General features: G+C 69.5%; 23 protein-coding genes. 17 read left to right on the top strand and 6 right to left on the bottom strand.

Annotated elements, in window-relative coordinates; genetic code table 11:
* Nucleotides 1-196: 196 nt before the first annotated feature.
* Nucleotides 197-745 carry a DNA starvation/stationary phase protection protein DpsA gene (gene dpsA, locus B4V04_RS10020; RefSeq protein ID WP_144798090.1) on the top strand — a complete coding sequence of 183 codons (549 nt, stop codon included), beginning with the start codon at nt 197-199 and terminating at the stop codon, nt 743-745.
* A gap of 107 nt (nt 746-852) precedes the next feature.
* Here dpsA and B4V04_RS10025 read toward each other — a convergent pair whose 3' ends face one another.
* Nucleotides 853-1266, bottom strand: a complete 414-nt coding sequence (locus B4V04_RS10025) for an Lrp/AsnC family transcriptional regulator (protein WP_498231285.1) — start codon at nt 1264-1266, stop codon at nt 853-855.
* 96 nt (nt 1267-1362) lie between these two features.
* Here B4V04_RS10025 and carA point away from each other — a divergent pair, with 96 nt between their 5' ends.
* Nucleotides 1363-2424 carry a glutamine-hydrolyzing carbamoyl-phosphate synthase small subunit gene (gene carA / locus B4V04_RS10030; RefSeq protein ID WP_498231287.1) on the top strand — a complete coding sequence of 354 codons (1062 nt, stop codon included), beginning with the start codon at nt 1363-1365 and terminating at the stop codon, nt 2422-2424.
* Nucleotides 2425-2598: 174 nt separating this feature from the next.
* Nucleotides 2599-3507: a 5'/3'-nucleotidase SurE gene (surE, locus tag B4V04_RS10035; protein ID WP_498231289.1), complete on the top strand. Its 909-nt coding sequence runs from the start codon at nt 2599-2601 to the stop codon at nt 3505-3507.
* Nucleotides 3508-3541: 34 nt separating this feature from the next.
* Here the strand turns inward: surE and B4V04_RS10040 are convergent, their stop codons facing one another.
* On the bottom strand, nt 3542-3769 hold the full coding sequence (locus B4V04_RS10040; protein WP_498231291.1) for a DUF8527 family protein: 228 nt from the start codon (nt 3767-3769) through the stop codon (nt 3542-3544).
* Between the two features lie 321 nt (nt 3770-4090).
* Here B4V04_RS10040 and B4V04_RS10045 point away from each other — a divergent pair, with 321 nt between their 5' ends.
* The 7 genes from B4V04_RS10045 to B4V04_RS10075 all read left to right on the top strand — a co-directional run bounded on the left by B4V04_RS10045 (nt 4091) and on the right by B4V04_RS10075 (nt 12187).
* Nucleotides 4091-5851, top strand: a complete 1761-nt coding sequence (locus B4V04_RS10045) for a glutamate--tRNA ligase (RefSeq protein ID WP_498231293.1) — start codon at nt 4091-4093, stop codon at nt 5849-5851.
* 151 nt (nt 5852-6002) lie between these two features.
* Nucleotides 6003-6332 (top strand): 4Fe-4S dicluster domain-containing protein, encoded by a 330-nt coding sequence (locus tag B4V04_RS10050; RefSeq protein WP_144798084.1) that lies wholly within the window; start codon nt 6003-6005, stop codon nt 6330-6332.
* Between the two features lie 277 nt (nt 6333-6609).
* Complete coding sequence (locus B4V04_RS10055) at nt 6610-7485, top strand: electron transfer flavoprotein subunit beta/FixA family protein (RefSeq protein WP_498231294.1); 876 nt, start codon at nt 6610-6612, stop codon at nt 7483-7485.
* Between the two features lie 2 nt (nt 7486-7487).
* The gene (locus tag B4V04_RS10060) at nt 7488-9131 is read left to right on the top strand and encodes an electron transfer flavoprotein subunit alpha/FixB family protein (protein ID WP_498231296.1); all 1644 of its coding nucleotides are present in this window, start codon (nt 7488-7490) and stop codon (nt 9129-9131) included.
* Complete coding sequence (locus tag B4V04_RS10065; RefSeq protein WP_498231297.1) at nt 9124-10854, top strand: FAD-dependent monooxygenase; 1731 nt, start codon at nt 9124-9126, stop codon at nt 10852-10854. Before B4V04_RS10060 ends, B4V04_RS10065 begins: the two co-directional genes overlap by 8 nt.
* A 1-nt stretch (nt 10855) precedes the next feature.
* Entirely contained in the window at nt 10856-11332 is a 477-nt protein-coding gene (locus B4V04_RS10070) for a DUF8055 family protein (protein WP_498231299.1), read from the top strand.
* A 123-nt stretch (nt 11333-11455) separates the two neighbouring features.
* Nucleotides 11456-12187 carry a GNAT family N-acetyltransferase gene (locus B4V04_RS10075; RefSeq protein ID WP_498231301.1) on the top strand — a complete coding sequence of 244 codons (732 nt, stop codon included), beginning with the start codon at nt 11456-11458 and terminating at the stop codon, nt 12185-12187.
* A 16-nt stretch (nt 12188-12203) separates the two neighbouring features.
* On the opposite strand, the gene B4V04_RS10080 is transcribed toward B4V04_RS10075, so the two are convergent.
* Both B4V04_RS10080 and tmcA read right to left on the bottom strand, forming a co-directional pair.
* Nucleotides 12204-12389 carry a DUF8014 family protein gene (locus B4V04_RS10080; RefSeq protein ID WP_498231302.1) on the bottom strand — a complete coding sequence of 62 codons (186 nt, stop codon included), beginning with the start codon at nt 12387-12389 and terminating at the stop codon, nt 12204-12206.
* Between the two features lie 58 nt (nt 12390-12447).
* Nucleotides 12448-14757, bottom strand: coding sequence for a tRNA(Met) cytidine acetyltransferase TmcA (gene tmcA, locus B4V04_RS10085; protein WP_498231303.1), 2310 nt, complete (start codon nt 14755-14757; stop codon nt 12448-12450).
* Nucleotides 14758-14904: 147 nt separating this feature from the next.
* Between tmcA and B4V04_RS10090 the strand changes: the two genes are divergently transcribed.
* Entirely contained in the window at nt 14905-15354 is a 450-nt protein-coding gene (locus B4V04_RS10090; protein WP_144798076.1) for a UPF0179 family protein, read from the top strand.
* Nucleotides 15355-15372: 18 nt separating this feature from the next.
* Here B4V04_RS10090 and B4V04_RS10095 read toward each other — a convergent pair whose 3' ends face one another.
* Nucleotides 15373-16098, bottom strand: a complete 726-nt coding sequence (locus tag B4V04_RS10095) for a guanosine phosphorylase (protein ID WP_498231305.1) — start codon at nt 16096-16098, stop codon at nt 15373-15375.
* 185 nt (nt 16099-16283) lie between these two features.
* On the opposite strand from B4V04_RS10095, the gene B4V04_RS10100 reads away from it, so the two are divergent.
* From B4V04_RS10100 to B4V04_RS10115, 4 genes are all read left to right on the top strand, one after another.
* Nucleotides 16284-16466, top strand: coding sequence for a hypothetical protein (locus B4V04_RS10100; RefSeq protein WP_144798061.1), 183 nt, complete (start codon nt 16284-16286; stop codon nt 16464-16466).
* A gap of 82 nt (nt 16467-16548) precedes the next feature.
* The gene (locus tag B4V04_RS10105) at nt 16549-17838 is read left to right on the top strand and encodes a hypothetical protein (protein ID WP_498231307.1); all 1290 of its coding nucleotides are present in this window, start codon (nt 16549-16551) and stop codon (nt 17836-17838) included.
* 121 nt (nt 17839-17959) lie between these two features.
* The gene (hmgB, locus tag B4V04_RS10110) at nt 17960-19303 is read left to right on the top strand and encodes a hydroxymethylglutaryl-CoA synthase (RefSeq protein WP_498231309.1); all 1344 of its coding nucleotides are present in this window, start codon (nt 17960-17962) and stop codon (nt 19301-19303) included.
* Nucleotides 19304-19438: 135 nt separating this feature from the next.
* On the top strand, nt 19439-19894 hold the full coding sequence (locus B4V04_RS10115) for a 30S ribosomal protein S19e (RefSeq protein WP_498231310.1): 456 nt from the start codon (nt 19439-19441) through the stop codon (nt 19892-19894).
* Between the two features lie 287 nt (nt 19895-20181).
* Here B4V04_RS10115 and ppc read toward each other — a convergent pair whose 3' ends face one another.
* On the bottom strand, nt 20182-22884 hold the full coding sequence (gene ppc, locus B4V04_RS10120) for a phosphoenolpyruvate carboxylase (RefSeq protein ID WP_498231312.1): 2703 nt from the start codon (nt 22882-22884) through the stop codon (nt 20182-20184).
* A gap of 897 nt (nt 22885-23781) precedes the next feature.
* Between ppc and B4V04_RS10125 the strand changes: the two genes are divergently transcribed.
* Both B4V04_RS10125 and B4V04_RS10130 read left to right on the top strand, forming a co-directional pair.
* On the top strand, nt 23782-25230 hold the full coding sequence (locus B4V04_RS10125) for a cytochrome ubiquinol oxidase subunit I (protein WP_498231313.1): 1449 nt from the start codon (nt 23782-23784) through the stop codon (nt 25228-25230).
* Nucleotides 25223-26224, top strand: coding sequence for a cytochrome d ubiquinol oxidase subunit II (locus B4V04_RS10130; protein ID WP_498231315.1), 1002 nt, complete (start codon nt 25223-25225; stop codon nt 26222-26224). The genes B4V04_RS10125 and B4V04_RS10130 overlap by 8 nt, the downstream gene beginning before the upstream one ends.
* Nucleotides 26225-26230: the final 6 nt, after the last annotated feature.

A 26230-nucleotide genomic window follows, 5' to 3' on the forward strand; every position in this document is an offset into this window, starting at 1 on the left:
TTCCCTTCGCGGGCGAACCCGCCCCGGGCCGAGGCGAGCGGGACCCGAGCGCGCCCCTCGGGGCGGAGAGCTTCCCGCTGACCCCCGCGACTCTGTCGCGGATGTGAATAATAAGAAAAATAATTTTCTATATCTTGAACTCTGGTTACATTCGTGAAAACAGTTAAGTGACCCGCGCGCGTACGTAGAGGCAGACATGAGCACCCAGAAAGAGGCCCGTCAACGCTACGGCGACGTCCACGAGAGCGAGGCGCTCCGCGTCCCCGAGGAGAAGGCCGAGCAGCTCGTCGACGCGCTCAACACCGACCTCGCGGCGACGTACGTGCTGTATCACCAGATCAAGAAGCACCACTGGCTCGTCGAGGGCGCCGAGTTCCACGACATCCACGTCTACCTCGGCGAGGTCGCCGCCGACCTCGAGGAGGGCGCGGACGTGATCGCCGAACGCGCGCAGGCGCTCGGCGGCGTGCCGCTGTCGGGCGGCGCGAACTACGAGGAGCACGCGCCGGTGAGTCCCGAGGACGCCGACGCCTACGACATCCGGACGTCGCTGGAGAACGACCTGGAGATGTTCGGCGACATCATCGAACAGCTCCGCGAGCACATCCAGCTCGCCAACAACCTCGGCGACTACAACACCGAGGAACAGCTCCGCGAGGTCCTCATGGACGTCGAGGAGCACGGCCACCACATCGAGCACTACCTGGAGGACGACACCCTCGTCAGCCAGGGCACGCTCGAATAGACGCGTTTCGTCCGTCGCTTCCGGCCGACGAGGTGCGGCGCGTCGCTCGTCCGAATTCTCCCGTTTTTCCACCCATCAGTAATGGCTCCGGCGGGCGCTGAGCCGACTCAGCCGAGCCGCTCGTCCAGGATCAGCCGCGTCTTCGTCGACTTCACCTCGTCCATCTCGCGGGCCTGCGAGATCAGCTCGTTGACGGCGCGCGTGTCGACGGCGTCGACGACGAGCACGACGTCGTCCTCGCCGGACACCTGCCAGACGAAGTCCACCTCCTCCCACTCGACCATGCGGTCGCCGACGGCGGCGGTGTCGACGTTCATCTCCACCGAGATCTCGATCATCGCCTTCACGTTGCCGGTGCGGGTCGTGACGGTGAACCGCTCGATGATCCCCTCCTCGGTCATGCGGTCGACGCGGTTGCGTACGGTCCCCTCCGAAGTGCCGACTCGGTCGGCGATCTCCGTGTACGGGGTCCGCGCGTCCCGGCGCAGGATCGAGAGGATCCGGCGGTCGAGGTCGTCCATACCCGACCCACTCTCCCCGACGACTTACTCGTTACGAATATCGTAACGAACCTACGAACGACGCATTTATTACCATCTGCGCGTACGTTTCTCGTAATGTCGGACGCCTACATCGCGCTGGCCGACGGACGCGTGCTCGAAGCGCGCGCCCGTGCGCCGGGGCGTACCCGTGGCGAACTGGTGTTCACGACCGCGTACACCGGCTACGAGGAGTCGCTCACCGACCCCTCCTACGCCGAACAGATCCTCACCTTCTCGTACCCCCTGATCGGGAACTACGGCGTCCGAACCGAGCGGTTCGAGTCCGAGTCGGTCCAGCCCCGCGCGGCGATCGCCCGCGAGCTGACCGAGGACGTCGCCGAGTGGCTCGCCGGCGAGGACGTGCCCGCCGTCGACCACGTCGACACCCGCGAGATCGTCACGACCGTCCGCGAGGAGGGCGCGATGGCCTGCGGGATCGCCGCCGGGCCGGACGCGACCCCCGAGGACGCGGTCGCGGAGATGGAGGCGTGCGAGCCGATGAGCGACCACGTCGACATCGGCGCGCAGGTGTCCGTGACGGAGCCGACCGTCCACGAGGGCGGCGGCGCCGCCACGGTCGCGATGCTCGACTGCGGCGCGAAGGGCTCGATCATCTCCTCGCTCACCGAGCGCGGCGCGGACGTCCACGTCCTCCCGTACGACGCGACCCCCGAGGACGTCGCCGCGGTCGAGCCCGACGTCCTCTTCGTCTCGAACGGCCCGGGCGACCCGGAGAACTTCGTCGCCGCCCAGTCGGTCGTCGACGCCTTCGCGGGCGACCTGCCGATGGCCGGAATCTGCCTCGGCCAGCAGGTGATCACGAGCGCGCTCGGCGGCTCCACCGAGAAGATGATGTTCGGCCACCGCGGCGTCAACCAGCCGGTCAAGGACCTCCGCACCGACAAGGTCGTGATGACGACGCAGAACCACGGCTACACGGTCGACGACACCGGTCCGCTGGAGGTGACGCAGGTGAACGTCAACGACGACACCGTCGAGGGACTCGACAGCGAGGAGCTCGACGTCATCACCCGCCAGTACCACCCCGAGGCGAACCCCGGCCCGCACGACTCGCTCGGCTTCTTCGACGAGGTCCTGGACCTGGCGCAGTCGACGCCGCACGTCGCCGCCGACTGACCGCCCTCGCGCTCACCGCCTCGAGAGCGCCGACTCCCCCGCCCGCGGCGCCCTTCAGCTGACCACCCCGGAGTACCACCCGCCCGACGCCTGTCGGTTCCCGCGTCGGATCCCCCGTCCGTCTTATCGCCCGCTACCGGCGACGTTTTGTCTCGGCCCCCCGCAGTGGCCTCCATGACCCGCGAGATCCTCCTCACCAACGACGACGGGATCGACGCCGTCGGGATTCGGGCGCTCTCGGACGCGCTCTCGCGCGAGCACGACGTGACGGTCGTCGCGCCGAAGCGGAACCAGTCCGGGGTCGGCGGCGCCCGGTCCTGGTGGGACACCACCGTGGAGTACACGGAGACGGACGCCGGCTACGCGGTGGAGGGGACCCCCGCCGACTGCGTCGCCGTCGCCGAGGTGGCGCTCGGGCTCGACCCCGACGTCGTCGTCTCCGGCTGCAACCACGGCCCGAACATCGGCGCGCACATCCTCGGGCAGTCCGGGACGGTCGGCGCCGCGATGGAGGCCGCCTTCCTCGGCACGCCGGCGATCGCCGTCTCGCTGTACGACCGGGGGAACCTCCCCGTCCCGCCGACGCTCGACGCCGCCGACTTCGCGCTCGCCGCCGAGGCCGTGCTCGACCTGCTCGACCGCGCCGAGGACCGGGGCGGGGAAGGCGCCGGGGACGGGGGATCGGTGGCCCTCCCCTTCGGCGCCGACGTGCTGAACGTCAACGCGCCGGCCGCGGACGACGAGGTCGCCCCGGACCCGACCTACCGGCTGACGGAGCCCGCGCGCGGCTTCGACGTGATCGAGTTCCGGCCGGGCGAGGAGGGGCCGGAGGAGGAGAACGTCCCCGAGGGGTGGGAGTTCGGCGAGCGGCGCGGCGAGATGGGGATGGAGCTCCGCGACCGCTTCTGGCGGGAGTTCCTCCGCGGCGACGTCGCCGACGACCCGGGCTCTGACCGGCTCGCGGCGGTCGAGGGCGAGGTGAGCGTCTCGCCGCTGTCGTCGTCGCGGTCCGTCGCCGGCGACCGCGCGGGCGAGGTCGTCGCGGTCGGCGCCGAACCGTCCCCGCGACCGGACGGGGACTGAGGTCCGACGCGGCCTCGGGGAGACCGGACCGCGCTTACCGGCGCCGCCTCGGTCGCCGCGAGCCGCCGGTGAACTCGTCGGCGAGCCGGCCGAGGTACCACACGAGCAGCGCTCCCAACAGGACCCCGGCGCCGAGCGCGGCGAACAGCTCCAGCGGCGTCGGGTTCCACTGGAGGGCGATGAGCGGCGGCGAGACCGCCACGAGCAGCAGGAAGCCGACCTTGATCTTGCGGTTCCCCGCGTCGCGCTCCGCGTCCGACATGGGTCCTACCACGCCGACCCCTCCGCCGGTCGGAGGGCGCGTCGAGTCGCTCCCGTGTTCATGCCCCACCCAGGGCGCGACGCGATATCAAGCCGGCGAACCGCGGCGATCGGCGGCCGTAGATCGGACACGTAACCCGTCGTGCCTGATAAGCTTCTCGACCGTTCACGGGCGTTTCGGCCGCTCTCATCGGCCTCTCTCCGTGAACGGTCTCGGTCGTTTAAGTCCGCCCGCGCGCTGGTCGCAGGTGCCCCTACCCGCGCTGACTCCTCCCTCCGCGGTTCCGCGGCGCTTTTGAGCCGACCCCGACAACCGACGGGCATGGACGACGAACTCCGCGAGCGCGTCGAGGCGGCCGGCGAGGCCGCCGCGCTGTTCAACGCGCTCAAACACGGCAGCGACCCGGACGTGGGCGCCATCATGGGCCCGCTCATGGGCGAGAACCCCGAGTTCCGACCGCACGGCGACGAGATCCCCGGGGTCGTCGCGCCGGTTGTGAACCGGGTCGCCGGCATGGACGAGGCCGAGCGCCGCGAGCGGCTGGGCGAGCTCGCGCCGGACAAGCTCGCGGAGCTGGAGGCGGACGACGAGGAGGACGAGTACGTCCTCCCCGAGCTCCCGAACGCGGAGGGCGGCGAGGTCGTGATGCGCGCCGCGCCGAACCCCAACGGCCCGTGGCACGTCGGCCACGCCCGGATGCCCGCGGTGATCGGGACGTACAAGGAGCGGTACGACGGCGAGTTCATCTGCCGGTTCGACGACACCGACCCGGAGACGAAGCGGCCCGACCTGGACGCGTACGACGCCATCCTGGAGGACATCGCGTACCTCGGCTTCGAGGCCGACCGCGTGCTGAAGGCGTCCGACCGGCTGGAGACCTACTACGAGCACGCCCGCGACCTGATCGACGCCGGCGGCGCGTACACCTGCTCGTGCTCCGGCGAGACCTTCTCCGCGCTGAAGAACGACGCCGAGGCGTGCCCCCACCGCGAGAAGGACGCCGAGACGGTCCGCGAGGAGTTCGACGCCATGGTCGACGGCGACTACACGGCCGGCGAGATGGTGCTCCGCGTCCGGACCGACATCGAGCACAAGAACCCCGCGCTGCGCGACTGGGTCGCCTTCCGGCTGATCGACACCCCCCACCCGCGCGAGGAAGCCGCCGACTACCGCTGCTGGCCCATGCTCGACTTCCAGTCCGGCGTCGACGACCACCTCACGGGCGTCACCCACATCATCCGCGGCATCGACCTCCAGGACTCCGCGAAGCGCCAGCAGTTCGTCTACGACTACTTCGGCTGGGAGTACCCCGAGGTGCTCCACTGGGGCCACGTGCAGGTCGACGAGTACGACGTGAAGCTCTCCACGTCGACGATCAAGGCGCTGATCGAGGCGGGCGAGCTGACCGGCTGGGACGACCCGCGCGCGCCGACGATCCGCTCGATGCGCCGCCGCGGCATCCGGGGACAGGCGCTCGTCGACTCGATGACGGAGCTGGGGATGTCCACCTCCGACGTCGACCTCGCGATGTCGTCGGTGTACGCGAACAACCGCGACCTGGTCGACGACGACGCGAACCGGTACTTCCTCGTGCGCGACCGCGAGGACGACCCGGCCGTCGCGCTCGACGTGGCCGGCGGTCCCGACGCCGGCCACCCGCCGCTGCACCCGGACCACGAGGACCGCGGCACCCGCACGGTCCCCGCCGGGCGCGTGCTGATCGAGGAGTCCGACCTCCCCGCGCGCGGCGACCGCGTCTGGCTCAAGGGGTTCGGCTGCGTCCGGTACACCCGGAACGCGTTCGAGTACGTCGGCGACGACATCGAGGTCGTCCGCGAGGGCGACGTCGACGTGGTCCACTGGGTCCCCGCGGAGGAGGGCCTGGAGACGCTCGTGCGCGCGGTCGAGGGCGACGTTCGCGGGGTCGCCGAGCCCGCGGTCGCGGACGCCGACGTCGACGACCTGGTCCAGTTCGAGCGCGTCGGGTTCGCCCGCCTCGACAACTTCGACCCCGAGCCGACCGGCGAGGCGTACGGGCCGACCGGCGAGGAGGACCTCGTCGCCTACTACGCGCACCCGTGAGCCGCCTCCGGTCCGCCAGCTGAGCGGATCGGCAGTCCGGCCCCCGTCGCGCCGTTCCGTCCGCTCTGATCGAAACCGCTGTCACCCGTTCCCCGGCGTCTCTCCATCTGCCGCCGAATTTATGTACCGAGGGCGGGACGATCACGTACGTATGGCCATCGACCCGAACTTCGAGGAGAACCGCGAACAGGTCGGTGAGGAGAACGGCGTGGCGGTGTGGGGCCCCGTCGAACCGCCCGAGAAGCAGGGGATCCGCGGCACCCACGTCGCCGTCGACTTCGACATCTGTCTGGCCGACGGGGCGTGTCTGGAGGACTGCCCGGTCGACGTGTTCGAGTGGGTCGACACGCCCGGACACCCCGAAAGCGAGATCAAGGCGAACCCCACCAACGAGGACCAGTGTATCGACTGCATGCTCTGCGTCGACGTGTGTCCGGTCGACGCGATCGACGTCGACCCCGGCCGAACCGGTCGGATCTGAGGGCGGGTCGTACCGCCGTCACTCTGGGGTCGCCCACCGTCGCCCTGGGGTCGCCCACCGTCGCCCTGGGGTCGCCCACCGTCGCCCTGGGGTCGCTCACCGCCGCGGTTCTCCTCCCGTCACTTTCGACGGCTAGTCCCGACCGCTCGGGATCGACGCCTTCCGCCGGTCCGATCGTGGCTCCGACGCCGTTCGCCTCGGCTCTCGCCGAAACGTGTCGTTTCACGCAAAAGACTATTAGGAATCGTGATAATCACCGCCCGAGGAAAAGGTAACTATGCACACAGTTGTTCTGACCAAAGGCGTGCCGGACTTCCGCGAGGGAAAGGTGGCGTTCGACGAGGACGGCCACTTGGAGCGCGGGAAGACGCCCACGGTCATGAATCCGAACGACAAGGTCGCGCTGCGGGCGGCGCTTCAGGAGAAGGTGCGCCACGGCGGAACCGTCTCTCTGCTGAGCATGGGGCCGCCGGGGTACGAGGAGGTCCTCCGGGAGGGCATGCGAGAGGTGTACGCCGACGACCTCTATCTCCTCTCCGATCGGGAGATGGCCGCGGCCGACACCTGGGCCACCTCGATCACCGTCGCGACGGGGCTCTCGAAGCTCGATCCCGAGCCGGAGCTGGTCGTCGCGGGCTTCAAGACGGCCGACGGGGAGACGGGCCACACCGGGCCGCAGACGACCTGGTGTCACCACATGAACGACGAGCTGCCCGACCGGTCGCTCGTCACCCACGCGATCGCGATCGACGTCGACCCGGACGCCGGAACGCTCCGCGCGAAGCGGCTGGTCAAAGGCGACGTGGCGGAGATCGAGACCGTCGAGACCGACCTCCCGGCGATGGTCGTCACCGACCCGGAGTTCGAGCCGAGCTACCGGAAGGCCGCCCATCGTCTCCGGCACAAGGACCTCCGCGAGGAGACGACCGAGCGCGCCGAGGCGTACGAGGACCACCTCACGACGTGGAACCACGCCGACCTCAACCTCGACCCGGACTTCATCGGACTCGACGGCTCGCCGACGATCGTCGCGGGCGTGGACCCGATCCCGAAGGAGCCGTCGGAGCGCGAGGCGACGATGGTCTCCCCGGACGATGCCGACGGGATGGGCGCGGTCGTGGACGAGCTGGCGCCGTTCGCGGGGGGTGACTGACGGTGGTCGACGTCGACCCCACCGACCACGAGATCGCGGACCTCGGCCCGAAGGTCAACGGCGTGGACGACCTCGGCGAGCTGGAGGCGATGCTGGAGCTGGAGCGCGAGGGGCCCGACCGCGACCCCGTGAAGACGCTGATCGAGAGCCGGATCGAGAAACTGGAGTCCGAGGCGGAAGGCGGCGACGAGGCGGTCGACCCCGCCGCGGTCGACCCCGGGGAGCTGTCGATCGCGGAGGTCGCCAACATGGTCCGCGGGGTGGACGACCCCGACGTCCTCCGGGACCTGCTCGACCGCGAACGGGACGGCGAGGACCGCGACGGCGCGGTCACGCGGATCGAGAGCCGCATTGAGGCGATCGAGGGGACCGAGAAGGGGGACGACGAGGCCGAGGCCGAGTACGTGTCGCCCGAGGAGAAACACCCGGACCTCGACCACCCGACCGCCGACAAGACGTACGTCGAGGGCGTCGCCGGCGAGACGTACCGCGACATGTGGGTGTACTGCGAGACCCAGCAGGGGGAGCTCGTCGACGCGTCGAAGGAGATCCTCGGCAAGGCCGACGAGCTGATGGACGGCTACGCCGAGCGGTACGGCGACGAGGAGGACGTGATCGCGGTCCTGATCGGGGACGACGTCGCCGACCTCGCCGAGGAGGCGATCGCCTGCGGCGCGGACCGCGCGGTGTACCACGAGGACGACCGGCTCGACCGGTTCCGGCACAAGCCGTACGCGGAGCTGTTCGTGCACATGTGCCGCGACTTCGAGGCCGAGTGGCGCGACTACCACGAGCCCCGCTACAACGTGTTCCCGGCGACGCACAACGGCCGCGACCTCTCCGCGCTCGTCCAGGCCGAGCTCGACTCCGGGCTCGCCTCCGACTGCTCGGACCTGTACATCGAGGAGGCGATGATCTCCAACCCCGCGAAGACGGGGTCGGCGGGCGACAGCGAGGAGTTCGAGCGCGTGCTCCACATGCCCCGCCCGGACTTCTCCGGGTTCGAGTACTCGACGATCCTCTGTATCGACAAGCCGCACCGCGACTTCCACCCGCAGGGCGCCAGCGTCATCCCCGGGACCTTCGACCTCCCCGACCCGGACCCGGAACGCGAGGGCGAGGTCGTCGAACACGACCTGGACCTCCCGGACGACTGGTTCCAGGTCGACGTGCTGGAACACGACCGGCTGGAGGAGGGGGTCGACCTCACCGGCCACGACGTGATCGTCGCGCTCGGTCGGGGGATCGGCGACGACCCCACGGGGGGGATCGAGCTCGGCTTGGACCTCGTCGACGCGTTCGACGACGCCGCCCTCGGGCTCTCGCGGGGCGTCATCACCGCCTCCTACGAGTTCGCGGGCCACGTCGAGGACTACGTCAGCGAGGAGCGACAGATCGGCGAGTCCGGCCAAGTCGTCGAGCCCGCGGTGTACGTCGCGGCCGGCATCTCCGGCGCGATCCAGCACAAGGTCGGCATGGACGAGTCCGACACGATCGTCGCGGTCAACGAGGACCCCGAGGCCGACATCCGGGAGTTCTCGGACTACTTCGTCGAGGGCGACCTCTTCGAGGTGTTGCCCCGGCTGACGGCGGCGGTCGAGGGCGACGGCTCCGTCGCGGCGATGGAGGGGGTGGCCGATGACTGACGCCGACGCGGTCGACGCCGGCGGCGCGGCCGACCACGAGCACTACGAGGCGGTCGTCGTCGGGGCGGGCCCCGGCGGCGCGGCGGCGGCCGCGGCGCTGGCCCGACAGGGCGTCGAGACGCTCGTGTTAGAGCGGGGCATCGAGGCCGGCTCGAAGAACGTCTCCGGGGGGCTGATCTACGCCGAGGAGTCCGCGCCGTACACGATCGACGGGCTGTTCCCCGACTTCCGCGAGGCGGCGTCCGAGCGCCCGGTCGACGAGTACTACATGCACAACGTCGCCGGCGACCGCGTGAAGACGTTCGACCTCGAACGGGTCCACCACCGCGACACCGACTGGTGCGACGCGGTGTTGCGCCGCCGGATGGACTCGTGGCTCGCGGAGCGCGTCCACGAGCTGACCCGCGAGACCGGCGGCGGACTGCTCACGGAGGTGCGGGTCAACGGTCTGCTCCGCGAGAACGGCGAGATCGTCGGCGTCACCTGCGACGAGATCGACCCGATCCGCGCGGACCTGATCGTCGCCGCCGACGGCGTCAACTCCGAGCTGGCGCGCGACGCCGGGCTCATGGACTGGGACGACCCCGGCGACTGGTTCCAGGGCGTGAAAGCGGTCGTCGACATGGAGCCGGACGTCATCGACGAGCGGTTCGGCGTCGAGCCGGACGGGGGCGCGGCCCACCTGTTCTCTGGCGACCTGTTCGACGGCGTCCGCGGGGGCGGCTTCCTGTACACCAACGAGGACTCGCTGTCGATCGGGACGGTGTTCCACCTCGACTCGCTGACCGCGGAGCGCGCGGAGCCGCACGAGCTGCTCGACGGGCTCCTCACTCACCCCCTCCTCGACCGCTGGTTCCGCGGGGAGTACGAGGAGCGCGAGTACTCGGCGAAGCTCGTCCCCGACTCGAAGAAGGTCGCGCATCCCTCGCCGCACCGCGGTCGGCTCCTGCTCGTCGGCGACGCCGCCGGCCAGATGCAGGCGCAGGGGCCGATCATCAAGGGGATGAACCACGCCGTGACCGCGGGCGGGCTCGCCGCCGAGGCCTTCGTCGAGGCCCGGACGCGCGGGGACGCCTCGAAGGCGGGCGAGCTCTACGAGCGGAAGCTCCGCGACGAGGGCGTGATGGAGAAGCTCCGCCCCCGGCGCTACCGGGCGACGCGGGCCGTCTCCGAGCACGACGCCGTCAACCGGCTCGGGAGCGTCCTGATCGACTCGCCGCTGGGCGCGGCCGGCCTGCGGGCCTTCGACGGGCTCGCGGAGCGCGCGTTCAACTCCCCGCTGCTGCTCGGGATGGTGCCGGACACCCGCTTCTCGTACGTCGACGTGCCGACGCGGATCGCGGAGGTCCTCGGCGAGCCGATCGAGGAGCGCTCGCCCGCCGACTCGGGCGCCGCCGACGCGGACGACCGGACCGGCGTCCGCCCGCCGGACCTCGCCGACCGGATCGGCGACCTCACCTACGACGTCGGCGACCCGCACATCGAGCTCCGCGACGAGAGCTACGAGGCGAGCGGGGCGGCCGTGACCGCCTGCCCGGTGAGCGCCGAGGCGTTCGGCGGCGGCTGCTACCGCGACGAGACGGTCCGGACCAACGGCGAGGAGAAGCGCGTCGTCAGCCTCGACACGCAGCCGTGCGTCGAGTGCGGCACCTGCGCCGTCGTCGCCGACACGGAGTGGGAACATCCCAGCGGCGGCAAGGGCGTCGAGTTCGAGGAGGGGTGACGTGACGGAGACGCGCTCTCGGTACGCCGACCGGATCGCGTCGCTCGCGGCGGACGCCCGCGCCGCGCGCGAGCGGTTCGACTCCCCGCGAAGCGACGCCGGGAACGAGTCGGCGGACGCGGCCGGCGGGCCGGAGAGCGCGCCCGACGCGTGGCGCTACGCGGGGATCGAACTCGCGGGAACCGAGGTCTCGGACCCCGGGGAGGCGGCGCTCGTCGCGGCGCGAGACGGGCTCGGCCCGGTCGTCGGCGCGTACGTGGAGGCGCGCGCGGCCGACGAGCCGGTCCGGTTCTCCGGGCGGGAGCTCGACCGCCTTCACGACGCGACGAGCGACTGGCTCGCGGTGTACGCCCGGTGCCGCGGGGTCGACGCCGACCCGGACGCGACCGTCCGCGAGGCCGCCGAACTGCTGGTCGACACGCACGACGTCACCGACGTGGCGGCGCTGCTCACGGGGACGCACCGCGACGCTCCGTGAGGCGTGGACTCGCGGGAGCCGCGGTATCACGCGAGCCGCGACATTACGCGAACGACCCGACGCCCCGTCCCTCACGATCGTTCGTGGGGAATGCTTATTTATTGTTACGTGTTACCGCAAGCCATGGAGCTCGCACAACGCGTTTCGATCGAGAACCGTGACCGGAAGGACATCTACGAGTACGTGGAGCGGCGCGGGTCGGTCTCGGCGGAGGCGGTGCGTCGCGAGCTGGGGTTCGACGAGGAGGCGTTCGGGCACCACCTCGCCGTGTTGCGACGCGACGGCTACGTGCGGGAGGACGACGGCGACCTGGAGATCGCGTTCGACACCGACACCGGGACCGTCCACGAGCTCGACGACGCTCGATTCACGATCCGAACCGCGAGGCAGGCGGACCTCTCGGGGCTCGTCGGCATCATCCGACAGGTGGCGAACGAGGGGTCGTACATCGAGGCGGAGACGGTCGCCGACCTGATCGACTACGAGGAGATCCTGTTGCGGAACAACAGCGCCGAGTCCCGGATGTTCTTCGTGGCCACCGTGGAAGATCAGGTGGTCGGCTGGGTCCACCTCGACCTCCCCGAGACCGAGAAGCTCCGCCACACGGCGAAGCTCACGCTCGGAGTCCTCGACGAGTACCGCGGGCGCGGCATCGGCACGACGCTGCTGGAGAAGGGGTCCGGCTGGGCGCGCGAGAACGACTTCGAGAAGCTGTACAACAGCCTCCCCGCGACCAACGACGAGGCCCGGTCGTTCCTGGAGGCGCACGGGTGGCACACGGAGGCGACCCGCGAGGACCACTACCGGATCGACGGCGAGTACGTCGACGAAGTGATGATGGCGCGGTCGCTGTAGCCGGATCGCGACCCGGCTACGGCCACGCGTCCTCGCGACCGGGAAGCGGCTCCGCGACGACGCCGTCCCGCTGGACCAGCCCTCGCGCACAGGCCGGACAGACGGCCCGGTCCGCCTCCCACGGGACGCGCAGGGTGACGGCCGCCCGTCGGTCGCAGTCCGGCTCCGTGCAGATCGGCGGTTCGTCCGCCTCGGCGGTCATACCCGACCCTCCGTCCGCGACCGCCTTCGGTGTTGGCCCCGCACCGCCGCGGCCGCGCTCACTCGCCGGCGAACCGCTCCCGCTCCGCGAGCGCGAACGCCGTCCCGTACCGCTCGACGAGGGGCTCGTACGCGTCCCCGAGCGCGCGCATACAGGCGGCCGTCGAGACGTAGCCGAGCTCGTCGGCGACCGACTCCCACGGGCGGCCCTGTAACACCTTCCGGACGAGGAGGCGTCGCTCGCGGTCGTCGAGGGCGGGGCTCTCGGTGTCTCCCTCCCCCCCGACCAGCGTCGCCATCGCGAGGTCTCGGAACGCACCGGGCGCGCTGTCGTACATCCCGGGGCCGAACGACGCGCCGACGACGGAGCGCCACTCGGTCTCGGTCAGGTCCACGGGGACCGGCGCCGGGCAGGCGCGGAGCGCGCCGGCGACCACGTCGGGGTCGACGTCGCGGTGGGCGTCCGAGAGCCCGTCGCGCTCGCGGTCTCGGAAGGCGACGGCGTGGCGGTCGAGGAGCGACCGACCGGCGTCGCCCGCGGGCCGCAGCATGATCGCCGAGTGCTCGCCGGAGGCGTCGTTTCGCGACGTGGAGAGGTGGACGGTCCGGTAGCCCGCCCGCCGCCAGAACCGGAGCAGGCGCGGCGTCGCGCCGTAGCCGACCGAGAAGTAGTCGGCTTTCGCTCCGAACTCGGCGTGGACCTCCTCCAGCAGCCGGGAGCCGAATCCCGAATCCCGGACCGCGTGGTGCGTCGCGATCCGGACGGTCCGGATCCCCCGCGGCTCGGCGGCCGCCTCGTCGCGGAGCTGGCTCGTGAGCACGTCCGGGACCATGTTGCCGCGGACGCGCTCGCCCTCGTACATCGCCCGCCGGGTCTCGGGGTCCAGCCCGCCCTCGCGCGCGAGCAGCGCGACGGCGACGACCCGCCCCTCGGCGACGAGCGCGCGCGCCGAGAGGTTCGGGGCGTCGAGCAGCCGCGCGAGGTCGTTCGGCTCGGTCCGGTAGTGGGCGGCGACGAGCAGCCCGAACGCCTCCCCGAGCAGCGCCTCGTCCGCGAGCAGGTCGTCGGGCGCGAGCGCGCGGTACGTCGCCTCGTCGACCGCCGTCCCCGCGACCGCCTCGTCGACCGCCGGCCGCGCGTCGAGCAGGAGCGCCCGCGACGCCCACGCCTCGACCGGATCGTTCCGCGCGTACCGGATCGGCTCGTCGAGGCGGAGGTCCCGCACCGCCAAGGGGCTCTCGAGGAGGCGCTCGCGGAACCGGATCGCGAACCCGCGGCCCGCGCCCTCGTAGCCGTGGACCGTCGTGCAGAACGCGACCGAGAGCGACCCGTCGAGGAACCCCTCCAGCAGCCGCACCGGGAGCGCGGCCGCCTCGTCGACGATCGCGACGTCCGGAGCGCCGGGCAGCGCCGCGGCCTCGGCCGGCGGCAGGTACCGCACGCGCCCGCCGTCCGGCGCGTCGATGCGGCGGATTCCGTCCCCCGCGGCGGTCTCGCCGCCGTCGACGCCTCCCGACCCGATCAGCTCGCCCGCCCGCGCGAACACCTCCGCGGCGTTGCGGAACGCCGGCGCCGTGACGAGCACGTCGGCGCCGGCGAGCGCGAGCGCGCCGGCCGCGAGCCCGGCCGAGCTCGACTTCCCGCGCCCGCGGTCCGCCTCGACGACGACCGCGTTTCCCGGGGTCGCGAGCGACTCGAACGCCCGCACCGCCCGCGCCTGATCGGTCGTGAGACACGCCTCGTACGCCGCGGCGGGGAACGTCGCGTCCGGCGGGGCGGTCGGCTTTCCCCTCCCGTCTCTCCCCGCCGTCGCTCCCACTCCGCCCCCCCGCTCTCCCGTGAGCCCGTCGCGCTCGACGACGTCGCCCTCGGGCCCGTCGGCGCCGAGCGAGAGGATCGCGATCCCCGGGTGCGCGCGGAGCGTGTCGACGAACCGCTCGCGGAACCGGCCGGTCACGTCGCCGACCTCGTACGGCGGGACCGCCAGCGAGTCGTCGAAGCGGTCGCGAATCGCCGGCCAGTCGTCGAGCGCCGGCGTCAGGAGGATCAGGAGCCCGCCGCCGTCGACCGCGCCGACGCACCGCCCGAGCGCGTTCGGGACGAACCGCTCGTGGCAGTCGAGGACGACGAGCTCGCGGGTGCCCCCGAGCAGCTCGTCCGCGTTCCGGGGCCGATGCTCCTCGAACCGGAACCCCTCGCGGGTCGAGACGACGGCGGTCGACGCGCCTTCACTTCCGCCGCCGACCGCCTCGATCGCGGTGTAGGCCGCGTCGATCCCGCGGTCGCGGTCGCCGGCGAACACGAGGACGCGCCGCTCGTTCGCCGCCTCGGCCTCCCGTTTCGCGTCCCGCGCGAGCCCCGCGATCATTCGTTCGGTCGTCGTTGCCGGGGACCGGGGATGTGTCTTGCCCTCCGATCCGCTCGGCCGTTCGCGTTTCGGGTCCCGGTCGACGGGTCGCCGTCACGCCCTCGGCGAGGCGGGAGGCTTACGGCGGCGCGGCGCCTCGTCTCGGGCATGACCACGGTCACGCTCATCGGCACGCGGCTCGCGGACACGGGGCGCGAGTTCGTCTACGAGGGGGAGTCGCCCGACTGCGAGGGGTGCCCCTACCGGAGCCAGTGTCTCAACCTCTCGGAGGGGACCCGGTACCGCGTGACGGGGATCCGCGAGAACGCGCAGACGCTCGACTGCGCCGTCCACGACGCCGGCGTCCGGGCGGTCGAGGTCGAGCCCGCGCCCGTCCCCGCGAACGTCCCGTCGAAGCAGGCGTACGCCGGCAGCCGCGTCTCGCTCGCCGGCCCCTGTCCGCACACCGAGTGCCCGAGCCACGGCTACTGCGTGCCCGACGGCGCCGGCTTCGACGACGAGCGCGTCATCGACCAGGTGCTCGGCGAGCCGCCGCACGACACCTGCGCGCTCGACCGGGAGCTGACGCTGGTGGAGTTCCGGGCGGAAGACGAGTAGGAACAGCGGCGGGGCCCCTTACAGCGCCGTGACCGCGTTCAGCGTGATCCGGATCGCGCGCTCGACGTTGTCCTTGGCCTTCTCCGGCAGCTCGTCGTCCGAGTCCGCGCCCTTCTGGGTGCCCGCGACGAGGTTGCCGTCGACGGTGCAGATCGCGCCGGCCCGCAGCCCCTTGCGGCGCGCCAGCGCGAAGACGGTCGCGGCCTCCATCTCGATCGCGAGGAGGTTCGCGTCGTTCCAGTCGTCGACGAACTCCTCGTCCTCGTTGTAGAACGCGTCGTCGGAGACGATCGGACCGACGTGGACCTCCTCGCCGTTGTCCTCGGCGGCGCCGACGAGTTCGGTGAGCGCGTCGTAATCGGGGACCGCCGGGTACTCGACCGACTCGTAGCGCTTGCTCGTCCCCTCCTCCTTGGCGGCGCCCGTCGCGACCACCATGTCGCCGACCTCCATGTCGGCCTGCAGCGCCCCGCAGGTGCCACAGCGGAGGAACGTCTCGACGCCGACTCGCGACAGCTCCTCGACGGCGATCGCGGCCGACGGGCAGCCGATCCCGGTCGAGCAGATCGTGAGGTCGGTCCCCTCGTAGCTCGCGTTGACGACCTTGTACTCGCGGTTCTGCGCGACGAGCTCGCTGTCGTCACAGAGGTCCGCGATCCGGTCGACGCGGCCCGGGTCGCCCGGGATGACCGCGATCTCGTGGACGTCGCCCTCCTCGACCAGCAGGTGCGGCTGTTTCGCCATACGCGCCGGGACAGCCGCCGCGCGCAAAAACGGACCGGTCGGAAGGCGGGGTGAGCGCCGCGAAGCGGATTTAGTATCGCGATATAAGATTTATCAAGCCGACGCGGGCTCGTTCCCGCGTCTCGACCGCCCCGCCACGCTCGGCGGATCGGCCGCTTTATCGCCGGGGCGCGGCAGATCCGGGTATGACCGACTCCATCGCTCCGATTATCGGCTCCGTCGTGATCGCGTTCGCGCTCGTCACGCTAGTCGCGGGGTTCTTCCTCGGGGCCAACTGGACGCAGGCCGTGCTGGTCGGCGGGTTCGCGAGCGTCGTGGCCGCCGCGTCAGCGTGGTTCACGGAGCGGCGCGGAGCGGGCGAGGACTGAGTCCTCCCGCGCGGTCACGAGGTTATCGCGACTGAGACGGCGGGCGGAGGCTTTTATACGCATCCGGGTTCGATACGTCATAATGCGCTTCAGCCACGACCGTCGGGGCCAGTCGGTCGTGATCGGGACGGTGATTCTGTTCGGCTTCCTGATCCTCGCGCTCTCGCTGTATCAGGTGCAGGTGGTCCCGCAGCAGAACGGACAGGTCGAGTTCCAGCATTTCGAGGAGGTCCGGAACGACCTCGTCGAGCTCAGAGCCGGGATTCTGCAAGCCGGAAGCACTGACCGACCGCAGTATCAGACGGTTCGGCTGGGTACTACCTATCCCACCCGCATATTTGCGATCAATCCGCCATCACCAGCCGGGACGATACGGACGACAGACTCATACAACATCACGATCGACCCCGAGTCCGGCGATCCGATCAACGTCTCTACCCGATTCATCCAGTACCGGCCGGGCTACAACGAGATCGACCAGTCGCCGACGTGGTACGACGCTTCCGTGCTCTACGTCGACGCTCGTGACGAGGGAGGCGGAATCGCGGTGATCGAAGATCAGGAGCTCGTGGATTCCGAAGGAGGGGTACAGGTCGTGGCTCTCCAGAACGAGTTCCGCCGGAGCGGGACCGGTCGGGTGACGCTCGAATTTCGCCCGGCAGAGAAAGTTACTGAGACGCTTCCCGAGGGTAATCTCACGGTCACTGTTCCGACGCGATTGAGCGAAGACAACTGGGAGACCAAGACCGATCTGCCGACAGATAGCGATGTCTACGGCGGCGTTACTGACGACACGAATGACGACGGCGTCTACAACCTGACGCTCAATACGAGCGCCGAAAATCTGACCGTGGACACCGTTGGTGTGGGTGAAGCGCCTGAGGAAGCGGCGCAAAACGGTAACGCAGCGGTTCGAGACGATGACGGGAGTCCAAGCGAACAGTCCTCGATCATACGGTACAATAACGATGGAACAACCATTTTAGATGATAACAGCGGTGTCGAATTTACTATCACTAATGTTGGGGGCCAAACTGTTGAGATTGAGTCGGTTGTGGTAGAGGAGACCCCCGGAGACGCGACGGGCCTACTAGACGATAGGGAGAGTGGGAATCAAGAAACAGTAATTACCGTATCTGGGGCCACCGAAGGAACTTATAAGGTAAACAATAACAAACAGTATCCGCTCGGCGACGTGGCGACACTCTCTCCGGCTGTGTCCATCGTACCTGGAAACGATGCCGTTATTTCGCTAACGCGGTTCTACGATGATACCAAACAGGGTGGCTACGTTGACATGACCGATAAAACGGTCACCGTGAAGCTGATATTCAGCGACGGAACCGAGAAGACAATTGATGTCACCACCTAACTTCTGTCCTCTGTACTACCGCTCACAACCACTAGAGCTTCAATCACTGCGGTCACCATATCGTCAATCGACGTAAACACCCATCGACAAAGCCAAATGCCGGCCCAATGAACGACCGTGTATGACCGAAGTCGGCATCGACGCCGTCGAGATCTGGACCGGAAAGCTCAAGCTCGACTTGCCGGGCACGTTCGCGCCGGAGAAGGGCGACGACCCGGAGAAGTACACGAAGGGGCTCGGGCTCAACAACTCCTCGTTCCCGGACGTGTACGAGGACATCGTCACGATGGGCGCGAACGCCGCGAAGGGGCTGATGGACCGCAAGGGGCTCGAACCCGAGGACATCGGCCGGATCGACGTCGCCACCGAGTCGGCGTTCGACCACTCGAAGCCGGTGTCGACGTACATCGCGGGCTGCTTAGAGCAGGTGTACGACGGCGACTTCACCCACGCCAACAAGGGCGAGCGCAAGTTCGCCTGTCTGGCCGGGACGCAGGCGATAGACGACGCGTACAACTGGATCCGCGCCGGCCGGAACCGCGACCGGCCCGCGCTCGTCATCACGACGGACACCGCGCTGTACGCCCGCGGCGACCCCGGCGAGGCGACGCAGGGCGCCGGCGCCGTCGCGATGCTGATCGACGAGGACCCCTCCATCGTCGCGCTCTCGACCGATCAGGGGTACGGCTCGAAGGACGAGACGGACTTCCTGAAGCCGAACCAGCAGTTCCCGAGCGTCGACGGGAAACGCTCCGTGCAGGTGTACCTCGCCCGGATGCGGGAGGCGCTCGAGGACTACGAGTCCGTCACCGACGACATCGAGCTCGACGACTTCGCGTACGCCCCGTTCCACACGCCGTTCCCGGGGATGGTCCGGAAGGCGGCCCTGCTCGCGTACCGGCACGTCATCCGCGACACGGAGTACGAGGACGAGCTCGCCGAGGAGATCGGCCGCCAGCCCCGCGAGGGCGACTTCGCGGACCGCGAGGCGTACGAGGAGGCGATCAGCGACTACATGGACGAGCTGAAGACGACGGAGCAGTACCAGACGTGGTACGACACCGCCGTGGAACCGACGCTGGGGCTCTCCCGGGAGGTCGGCAACTGGTACACGAGCTCGGTTCACATCGCCCGCGTCAGCGCGCTGCGCGACGCCCTGACGCGCGGTACGTCGTTCGTCGACGAGACGCTGCTCGTCGCGTCGTACGGCTCCGGCGCGCAGGCGGAGATCCACGCGGAGACGATCCGCGAGGGATGGCGCGAGGAGATCGAGGGGCTCGACATCGACGACCAGCTCGCGGCCCGCTACGACCTCTCGTGGGACGAGTACGAGGACGTCCACGACGTCCACGAGTACGACATGGACGTCGAACGCGAGATCGAGGAGTTCACGCAGCCGGACGGGGAGTTCGTCTTCACCGGGTGGGGGCGGATGAACGAGCGGAAGTACGAGTACGTCGAGTAGCGCGTCTCGGCCGCGATCCGCCCGCGCCCCCGCCTCCCGAGGGCCCGGTAGAAGCTCGCAATCCCGTGAAAACGGCTAACACGGGGCTCTTCCGATACGATGGCTTTAAACGACGCTAGGATGAATCGGTACTCAATGGTAACCATCTACGACGTGCCGGCGGACGCCCTCATCGAGGAGGTCGCCGCACGACTCGAGGATCGGATCGACGAGCCCGAGTGGGTCGAGTTCGCCAAGAGCGGCTCCGGCAAGGAACTCCCGCCGGAACAGGAGGACTTCTGGTACGTGCGCTCCGCGAGCCTCCTCCGGAAGGTCGCCCAGAACGAGCCGATCGGCATCGAGCGGCTCGCCACCGAGTACGGTTCGAAGAAGCGCGGATCGAACCGGTACATCGTCCGACCGGGCCGCCACTCCGCCGGCTCCCGCAAGCTGATCCGCGCGTCGCTGCAGGCCCTCGAAGACGAGGGGCTCGTCACGACCGCCGCCGGCGAGGGCCGCCGCGTCTCCGACGAGGGCGAGGCGTTCCTCTCCGAGATCGCCGCCGACGTCTTCGAGGACCTCGACCGCCCGGAACTCGTACGCTACGCGTAGATAGCGATTCGCTTTTCTCGTTCCGCCCGTCCGGCGAGCGGCGGCTCTCGCGGACACTCGCCGTTCAGCCCTCTATTTCCGGCCGCAGAGCGCCCGCTACCGCGTGTCGACGCTCGATGCGGTTCTCCCCGCATTCGAAGTGGTATATTGAATAACGCTATACGAAATGTCTGGCCATCGGCGAGCCCATCTTCTCGGAGTCGTCGCGACCTGTTCGCCGAAGCGGCGGCTATCGGCCCGAACCGACGGAAAACGGTGGACGGTACGTCGGACGCGTCGGCGACGCGCTATCCGGTGTTCTTCATCCCGGCGGCGATGCCGTTGACCGTGAGCCGGAGCGTGCGCTCCTCCTCCTCGGTGCGGTGGGTGCGTCCGAGCAGGTTCGCCTGCAGCAGGTTCAGCGGGTCGACGTACGGGTTCCGTCGGTCGAGGCTCTCTTCGAGCCACTCGCGCCGGAGGAGCCCGTCGCGGCCGCTGATTTCGAGGACGAGCTCGCGGCCGCGCTCGTACTCCCCGATCAGCTCGGGGAAGAAGCGGTCGCGGAGCTCGTCGTCGGCGAGGTCGGCGTACTCGGCGGCGATCTCCGGCTCCGTCCGGGCGAGCGCGAGCCCGGCGTTGTCGAGGGTGGTGCGGAAGAACGGCCACTCCTCGTACATCTCGCGGAGCGTTTCGAGCCCCTCGTCCTCGCCGACCTCGTCGAGGTAAGCGTCGATGCCGGAGGCGAGCGAGTACCAGCCGGGGAGAATGAGCCGCGTCTGCGTCCACGAGAACACCCACGGGATGGCGCGCAGGTCCTCGACGGTGCGCTCGCCGGAGCGGGAGGCGGGCCGCGAGCCGAGGTTGAGGTCCTCGACGACGGAGATGGGCGTCGCCTGCCCGAAGTAGTCGACGAACCCGTCGGTGTTCAGGAGGTCGCGGTACGTCTCGCGGGCTGCGGGCGCCATCGTCTCCATCGCGTCGACCCACGCGTCGGGGACGCGCTCGGTGGGCTCCTCGTCGGCCTCGTGACGGGCGCGGATCTGCGCGTCGAGCATCTGCTCCAGCTCGCGCTCGGCGATCCGGGGGTTGGCGTACTTCTCGGCGATCGCCTCGCCCTGCTCGGTGAACTTCACCTGTCCGGTGACGGTCTCGTTCGGCAGCGCGAGGAGCGCCTCGTTCATCGGGCCGCCGCCGCGCGAGATGGAGCCGCCGCGGCCGTGGAACAGCCGGAGGGTGACGTCCTCCTCCCGGCAGAACCGCGCGATCCGGCGCTGGTTCTCGTAGAGGTCCCAGTTCGCGGCGAGGAAGCCGTTCTCCTTGTTGGAGTCGGAGTAGCCGAGCATTACTTCCTGCACGTCGTCGCGCACCGCCAGCGCGGTCGCGTACGCCTCGTTGTCGAACAGCGTCCCGAGGATGCGCTCGGCGCCGTTGAGCGCGGACTCGGTCTCGAGCAGGGGAACGACGTCGAGCCCGCAGTGGTCCGGCAGCGAGACGGCGCCGACCTGGTCGGCGAGGAAGAGCACCTCGAGCACGTGACTCGGCTCCTCGGTCATCGAGATGCAGTAGGTGTCGATCGCCTGCTGGCCGTACTCCTCCTGCCACTCGGCGAGCTCGCTGAACCGCTCCAACACGCGCTCGGTCGTGTCGGAGACGTCGCCCGGCTCGTCGGCGTCGACGACGGGGTCGTCCTGGAGGATGGCGCGGGTGAGGAACTCCTCGCGCGACTCCTCGTCCATCTCGCGGTAGTCGACGCCCTCGCTCGCGACCGCCTCGGCGACGGCCTCGGTGTGGTTCTCGCGGTGGTCGCGGAGGTCGAGCGACGCGAGCGTGAACCCGAACGTGTCCACCTGTCGGCGGAGCGGTTCGACGAACGACTCGCGGACGGCGTCTTGGCCGTCGGCCCGGAGCGATTCCGCGATGACGTCGAGGTCGGCGAGGAACGCGTCGCCGTCGGGGTACTCGCCGGGGCGCACGTCGTCGACGCGATCGAGCCGCTCGCGCATCAGCCGGAGCTTCTGGCGGTACGGCTCGTCGGGGTAGCGCTCCCGGGCCTCCTCGACGACGGTCGGGAAGCGCTCGGCGTCGGCCGCGAGCGACTCGGTGAGCCGGTCGTCGATCGCGTACCGCTCGCCGTCCTGGCTCAACACGGCCGAGAGCCGCTTACACCGGTCGCGGTACTTCTCGATGGCGACCGCCCGCTGGCGCTCGAGCGTCTCGTCGGTGACCTCGGGCGTGACGAACGGGTTGCCGTCGCGGTCCGACCCGGCCCACGAGCGGAACTCGAACAGCTTCGGGCAGTCGACGTCGTCGTACTCGCCGGAGATGGTCTCCTCGAACTCCTCGTAGGCGTCGCCGACGACGTCGAAGAGGGTGTTCTCTAAGTACCAGCCGACGTTTCGCGCCTCGTCTTCCGGCTCCGGGCGGCGCTGGCGCACCTGTCGGGTGCCCCAGAGGCTCGTCACCTCGGCGGTGACGTCGCGCCAGATCGCGTTGCGCTCGCGCTCGGTGAGGTTGCGCTCGTCGAGCGCCTCCAGGTGGTTGGCGATCGACCGCAGCTTCGCCTTCACCGTCGCTCGGCGGGCCTCGGTCGGGTGGGCGGTGAACGTCGGCTCGATGAGCACGTCCTCCAACAGCTCGCGCAGCTCGTCCGGCCCGACTCCCTGCTCGGCGAACTCCGCGATCGTCGCCTCGAAGGAGTCGTGGAGGGCGCCCTCGTCGTCCGCGTTCCGGATGGCGCGGACGCGCTCGCGCTCCTCGGCGAGGTTGATCAGCTCGAAGTAGGTGGTGAACGCGCGGGCGACGATCTCCTCGCGGTTCGACGAGAGGTCGCCGACGGTCTCGTGGAGCCGGTCGCGGCTCTCCGCGTCGCCGCGGCGGTACCGGATCGCCGCATTCCGTAGGTCTTCCACCGTCTCGTACGCCTCCGTGGAGGCCTGCGCGGCGAGGACGTCGCCCACGAGCGCGCCGAGCTCCCTGACGTCCGTCCGCACGTCTCGATTGTGCAACTCCATGACACAGTCACACCCGTCGCGGCGGGTTAAAAGCGATGTCTGAACGAATGTTTGCCTCGGTTCCGAGTGAATATCCCGATCGATCGTGCGTCGCGGGAGGCGATCGCTCGTCCGTCTCGCCGATCGAGGAGATCGAATCTCCGTTTCGAACGTACTCGCGAAGCGGTACGTTTCTCGTTTTTACCGTTTGATAACACGTTCATCGGCGTTCCGACTTCCATCCGTTTCGCGTCGGGATCGGAGCCCGTGACGGCGACGTGGACCCGTGACGGCGACGTGGGCCCGCGGCGCCCCGTCGCGAGGGAGACCGCGACGTCCGGCCGCCGTTTCGCGCGGAGTTCGGTAACCCGGTTCCGTGGGAGACAGCGATATCGACGTCAAGAGGCCAGTCGGAGACGGTTCATCGATCACAGATCGACGGGCGCGTCCGGACGATCGCGCCGATCGCCGTTCCGACTCGCGGTTTTCTCGGGTGCGACGTGATGCGGATCGCTTCCGTCTGCAGGCTGTCGGTCGCCTCTTCGGGCCCGACTACGAGTCGTCGGACGACCGCGTTCAACACCAAATTCATACTAAAAAGCGAATGTATACGAAAATTACAGTTGTCGCGCGCGGACGGATAGCTTCGATAGCTCGCTCACACGGCCTTCCCCCGCTCCGCGGAGTCCCGCGCGACCCTCTCGCTCCGCGAGAGCTCTCGTGACTCAGTCGCGGTCGCCGGCGAGGCGGTCGATTCCGAGCCCGAATTCGCGGACGTCCGCCGCCTCGTCGGTCGACCGTAACCCGGACGCTGTCCATTCAGAGCTACGGCTTGACACTGATAAGTTGTTGCAGTGCGGTCCTCGAAACGGGGAGTCGGGTTAATCTTCTTTAGTGCTCCGAGCCAAAAGAGGCGCAATGTCGCCGAGCACGCTATTCAGCGGCGTCGATCCGGGGTGGGTGGCGCTCCTCTCCCCGGAGCTCGCGAGCCGTGCACAGTTCGGTTGGACGATCTCCGTTCACATCCTCTTCGCGTCTCTCTCGATCGGTCTCGCGCCGTTTATCATCTATTTCACCTGGAAGGACGTGCGAACGGACGACGAGCGGTTCGCGCGACTGCGCTCGTTCTGGGTGACGGTGTTCGCCGTCGGCTTCGTCATGGGGACGGTCACCGGGATCCCGATGAGCTTTCAGTTCGGGACGAACTTCCCGCGGTTCTCGGCGGTGGCGGGCGAGCTCATCGGCGGTCCGCTGGCCTTCGAGGCGAAGATGGCCTTCTTCCTCGAGGCCGTCTTCCTCGGCGTGCTGCTGTACGGGCGCGAGCGCGTCCGGGATCGAACCTACGTCCTCTCGTCGGTGCTCGTCGGCGTCGGCGCGTGGCTGTCGGGGTTCTGGATCCTGATCGTCAACGCGTGGATGCAGACGCCGAGGGGATACGAGATGGTCTCCCGCAACGGGATGGAAGTCGCCCGGCTCACCGACCCGAGCGCCGCGTTCCTCAGTCCGCGAATGCCGTGGATGTACGTCCACATGATCAACGCGTCGGTGATCGCGGTCGCGCTGCTGGTCGCGGGCGTCTCGGCGTACATCGTCTGGAAGTCCCGCGAGACGGAGGCGTGGAACACCGCGCTGAAGCTCGCCGTGGTGATCCTGCTCGTTACCGCGCCGATGCAGGCCGTCCACGGCGACGCCTACGCCCGCCACGTCCAAGACACCCAGCCGCAGAAGTTCGCGGCCATGGAAGCCCACTACGAGACGGACGAAGCCGACTTACATCTGCTCGCGTTCCCGAGAGACGTCGACGCGCTCAACGATCCCCGCGCCGAGAACCTCGTTACGGTGAGCCTCCCTCGAGTCGGGTCGTTCCTCGCCAGCGGGGGCGACTTCGACGCCGAGGTGATCGGGTTGAACGAGTACGAGGAGAACCCGCCCGTCGCCCTCGTGTTCTGGTCGTTCCGCGTGATGGTCGGGCTCGGCTTCCTGTTCATCGCGCTGGCGCTGTGGGGCGGCTATCTCACGTACGACGGGCGGCTCTCCGACAGCGACCGCTATCTGAAAACGATGGTCGCGGCGTCGCCGCTCGGATACGCCGCCCTGCTCACGGGGTGGTACGTCACCGAGATCGGTCGCCAGCCGTGGGTCATTCAGGGCGAGCTCAAAACCAGTGAGGCGGTCTCCCCGACGCTGACCGGGGCGGAGGCGACCCTGTCGCTGATCGGGTTCGTCGGTGTCTACGTCGGGCTGGTGGTAACGGCGCTGTACGTCCTGAAATGGCTGGTCCGAGACGAGCTCCGGACGCTCGGCGCGGACGAGTCGGCCGACGACAGTTGGCGCGGCCCGCTCCCCGAGGTGAGCGGCGATGACTGAGTCGTTGCTGCCGGTCGACGCCTATCTCGTCTCCTCGCTGCCGGAGATCTGGTTCGGCGCCGTCGTGTTCGCGCTGGGGACGTACGTCGTCCTCGACGGGTTCGACTTCGGAATCGGGATGCTGTACGCGACCCGGACGACCGAACACGAGCGAGAGACGTTCCTGTCGGCGTTCGGTCCGGTCTGGGACGCCAACGAGGTGTGGCTGATCGCCTTCGGGACGATGCTGCTGGCGGCGTTCCCCCGGGTGTACTCCAGTCTGTTTGCGGATCACTACCTGCTCGTATTCGGGTTCGTGTTCGCGCTGCTGTTCCGCGGGGTCGGGCCGGAGCTCCGCGAACAGCGCGACGACGAGCGGTGGAAGCGGTACTGCGACTACTCCTTCGTCGGCGGCAGCGTTCTCGCACCGCTTCTGTTCGGGGTGCTCGCGGGTCGCTGGGTGTTCGACGCGGCGACGCTGTCGCTTCCGGCGCTCCTCACCGGCGTCTGCCTGACCGCGGTCTCGGTCGCCACGGGAGCGGCGTTCCTCGCGGCGAAAAGCGAACCGGACCTGGCGTCGGACCTGCGCCGGTACGGCGTCGCCGCGACGCTGGCGTACCTCGTCGGGACGGTCGCGCTGCTGGCGTCCGCCGTCGCGACCGACGCGGCCGGCGCCGCCGAGACGATCCTCTCGCCGCCCGCGGCGGCGATCGTCGCCCTCTCGATCGCCGCGGGGCTGGGCGGGAGCGTCCTCGCCAGGCGCGGCGAGTACCGCGCCTGGCTGGCGAGCGCGCTGGCGCTCCCCGCGCTGTTGAGCGTGCTGCTCGGGCTCTTGCTGTACCCGACGATCTACCCGCCGACCGGGCTGACCGTCAGAGAGGCGGTCGTCTCGCCGCTGGCGCTGAATCTCGTGACTGTCCTCGGGTTCCCCGTCCTGCTGCTGGTGCTGTGGTATTTCAAGTACCTCTACGGCGTGTTCAGCGGTCCGATCGACGCCGAGGGGTACGGGGGCTAACCCCGT

The sequence above is a fragment of the Halorubrum sp. B52 genome (assembly GCF_059752555.1).

What these genes read in the sequence shown, in the direction of transcription:
- B4V04_RS10075 (WP_498231301.1), top strand. Translation starts at nt 11,456, where the DNA reads ATGGAGCTCGCACAACGCGTTTCGATCGAGAACCGTGACCGGAAGGAC.
- B4V04_RS10040 (WP_498231291.1), bottom strand. Translation starts at nt 3,769, where the DNA reads ATGTCGGACGCGGAGCGCGACGCGGGGAACCGCAAGATCAAGGTCGGC.
- B4V04_RS10080 (WP_498231302.1), bottom strand. Translation starts at nt 12,389, where the DNA reads ATGACCGCCGAGGCGGACGAACCGCCGATCTGCACGGAGCCGGACTGC.
- hmgB (WP_498231309.1), top strand. Translation starts at nt 17,960, where the DNA reads ATGACCGAAGTCGGCATCGACGCCGTCGAGATCTGGACCGGAAAGCTC.
- B4V04_RS10130 (WP_498231315.1), top strand. Translation starts at nt 25,223, where the DNA reads ATGACTGAGTCGTTGCTGCCGGTCGACGCCTATCTCGTCTCCTCGCTG.
- B4V04_RS10105 (WP_498231307.1), top strand. Translation starts at nt 16,549, where the DNA reads ATGCGCTTCAGCCACGACCGTCGGGGCCAGTCGGTCGTGATCGGGACG.
- surE (WP_498231289.1), top strand. Translation starts at nt 2,599, where the DNA reads ATGACCCGCGAGATCCTCCTCACCAACGACGACGGGATCGACGCCGTC.
- B4V04_RS10050 (WP_144798084.1), top strand. Translation starts at nt 6,003, where the DNA reads ATGGCCATCGACCCGAACTTCGAGGAGAACCGCGAACAGGTCGGTGAG.
- B4V04_RS10100 (WP_144798061.1), top strand. Translation starts at nt 16,284, where the DNA reads ATGACCGACTCCATCGCTCCGATTATCGGCTCCGTCGTGATCGCGTTC.
- B4V04_RS10025 (WP_498231285.1), bottom strand. Translation starts at nt 1,266, where the DNA reads ATGGACGACCTCGACCGCCGGATCCTCTCGATCCTGCGCCGGGACGCG.
- B4V04_RS10090 (WP_144798076.1), top strand. Translation starts at nt 14,905, where the DNA reads ATGACCACGGTCACGCTCATCGGCACGCGGCTCGCGGACACGGGGCGC.
- B4V04_RS10125 (WP_498231313.1), top strand. Translation starts at nt 23,782, where the DNA reads ATGTCGCCGAGCACGCTATTCAGCGGCGTCGATCCGGGGTGGGTGGCG.
- tmcA (WP_498231303.1), bottom strand. Translation starts at nt 14,757, where the DNA reads ATGATCGCGGGGCTCGCGCGGGACGCGAAACGGGAGGCCGAGGCGGCG.
- B4V04_RS10065 (WP_498231297.1), top strand. Translation starts at nt 9,124, where the DNA reads ATGACTGACGCCGACGCGGTCGACGCCGGCGGCGCGGCCGACCACGAG.
- B4V04_RS10045 (WP_498231293.1), top strand. Translation starts at nt 4,091, where the DNA reads ATGGACGACGAACTCCGCGAGCGCGTCGAGGCGGCCGGCGAGGCCGCC.
- carA (WP_498231287.1), top strand. Translation starts at nt 1,363, where the DNA reads ATGTCGGACGCCTACATCGCGCTGGCCGACGGACGCGTGCTCGAAGCG.
- B4V04_RS10115 (WP_498231310.1), top strand. Translation starts at nt 19,439, where the DNA reads ATGGTAACCATCTACGACGTGCCGGCGGACGCCCTCATCGAGGAGGTC.
- B4V04_RS10055 (WP_498231294.1), top strand. Translation starts at nt 6,610, where the DNA reads ATGCACACAGTTGTTCTGACCAAAGGCGTGCCGGACTTCCGCGAGGGA.
- dpsA (WP_144798090.1), top strand. Translation starts at nt 197, where the DNA reads ATGAGCACCCAGAAAGAGGCCCGTCAACGCTACGGCGACGTCCACGAG.
- B4V04_RS10095 (WP_498231305.1), bottom strand. Translation starts at nt 16,098, where the DNA reads ATGGCGAAACAGCCGCACCTGCTGGTCGAGGAGGGCGACGTCCACGAG.
- ppc (WP_498231312.1), bottom strand. Translation starts at nt 22,884, where the DNA reads ATGGAGTTGCACAATCGAGACGTGCGGACGGACGTCAGGGAGCTCGGC.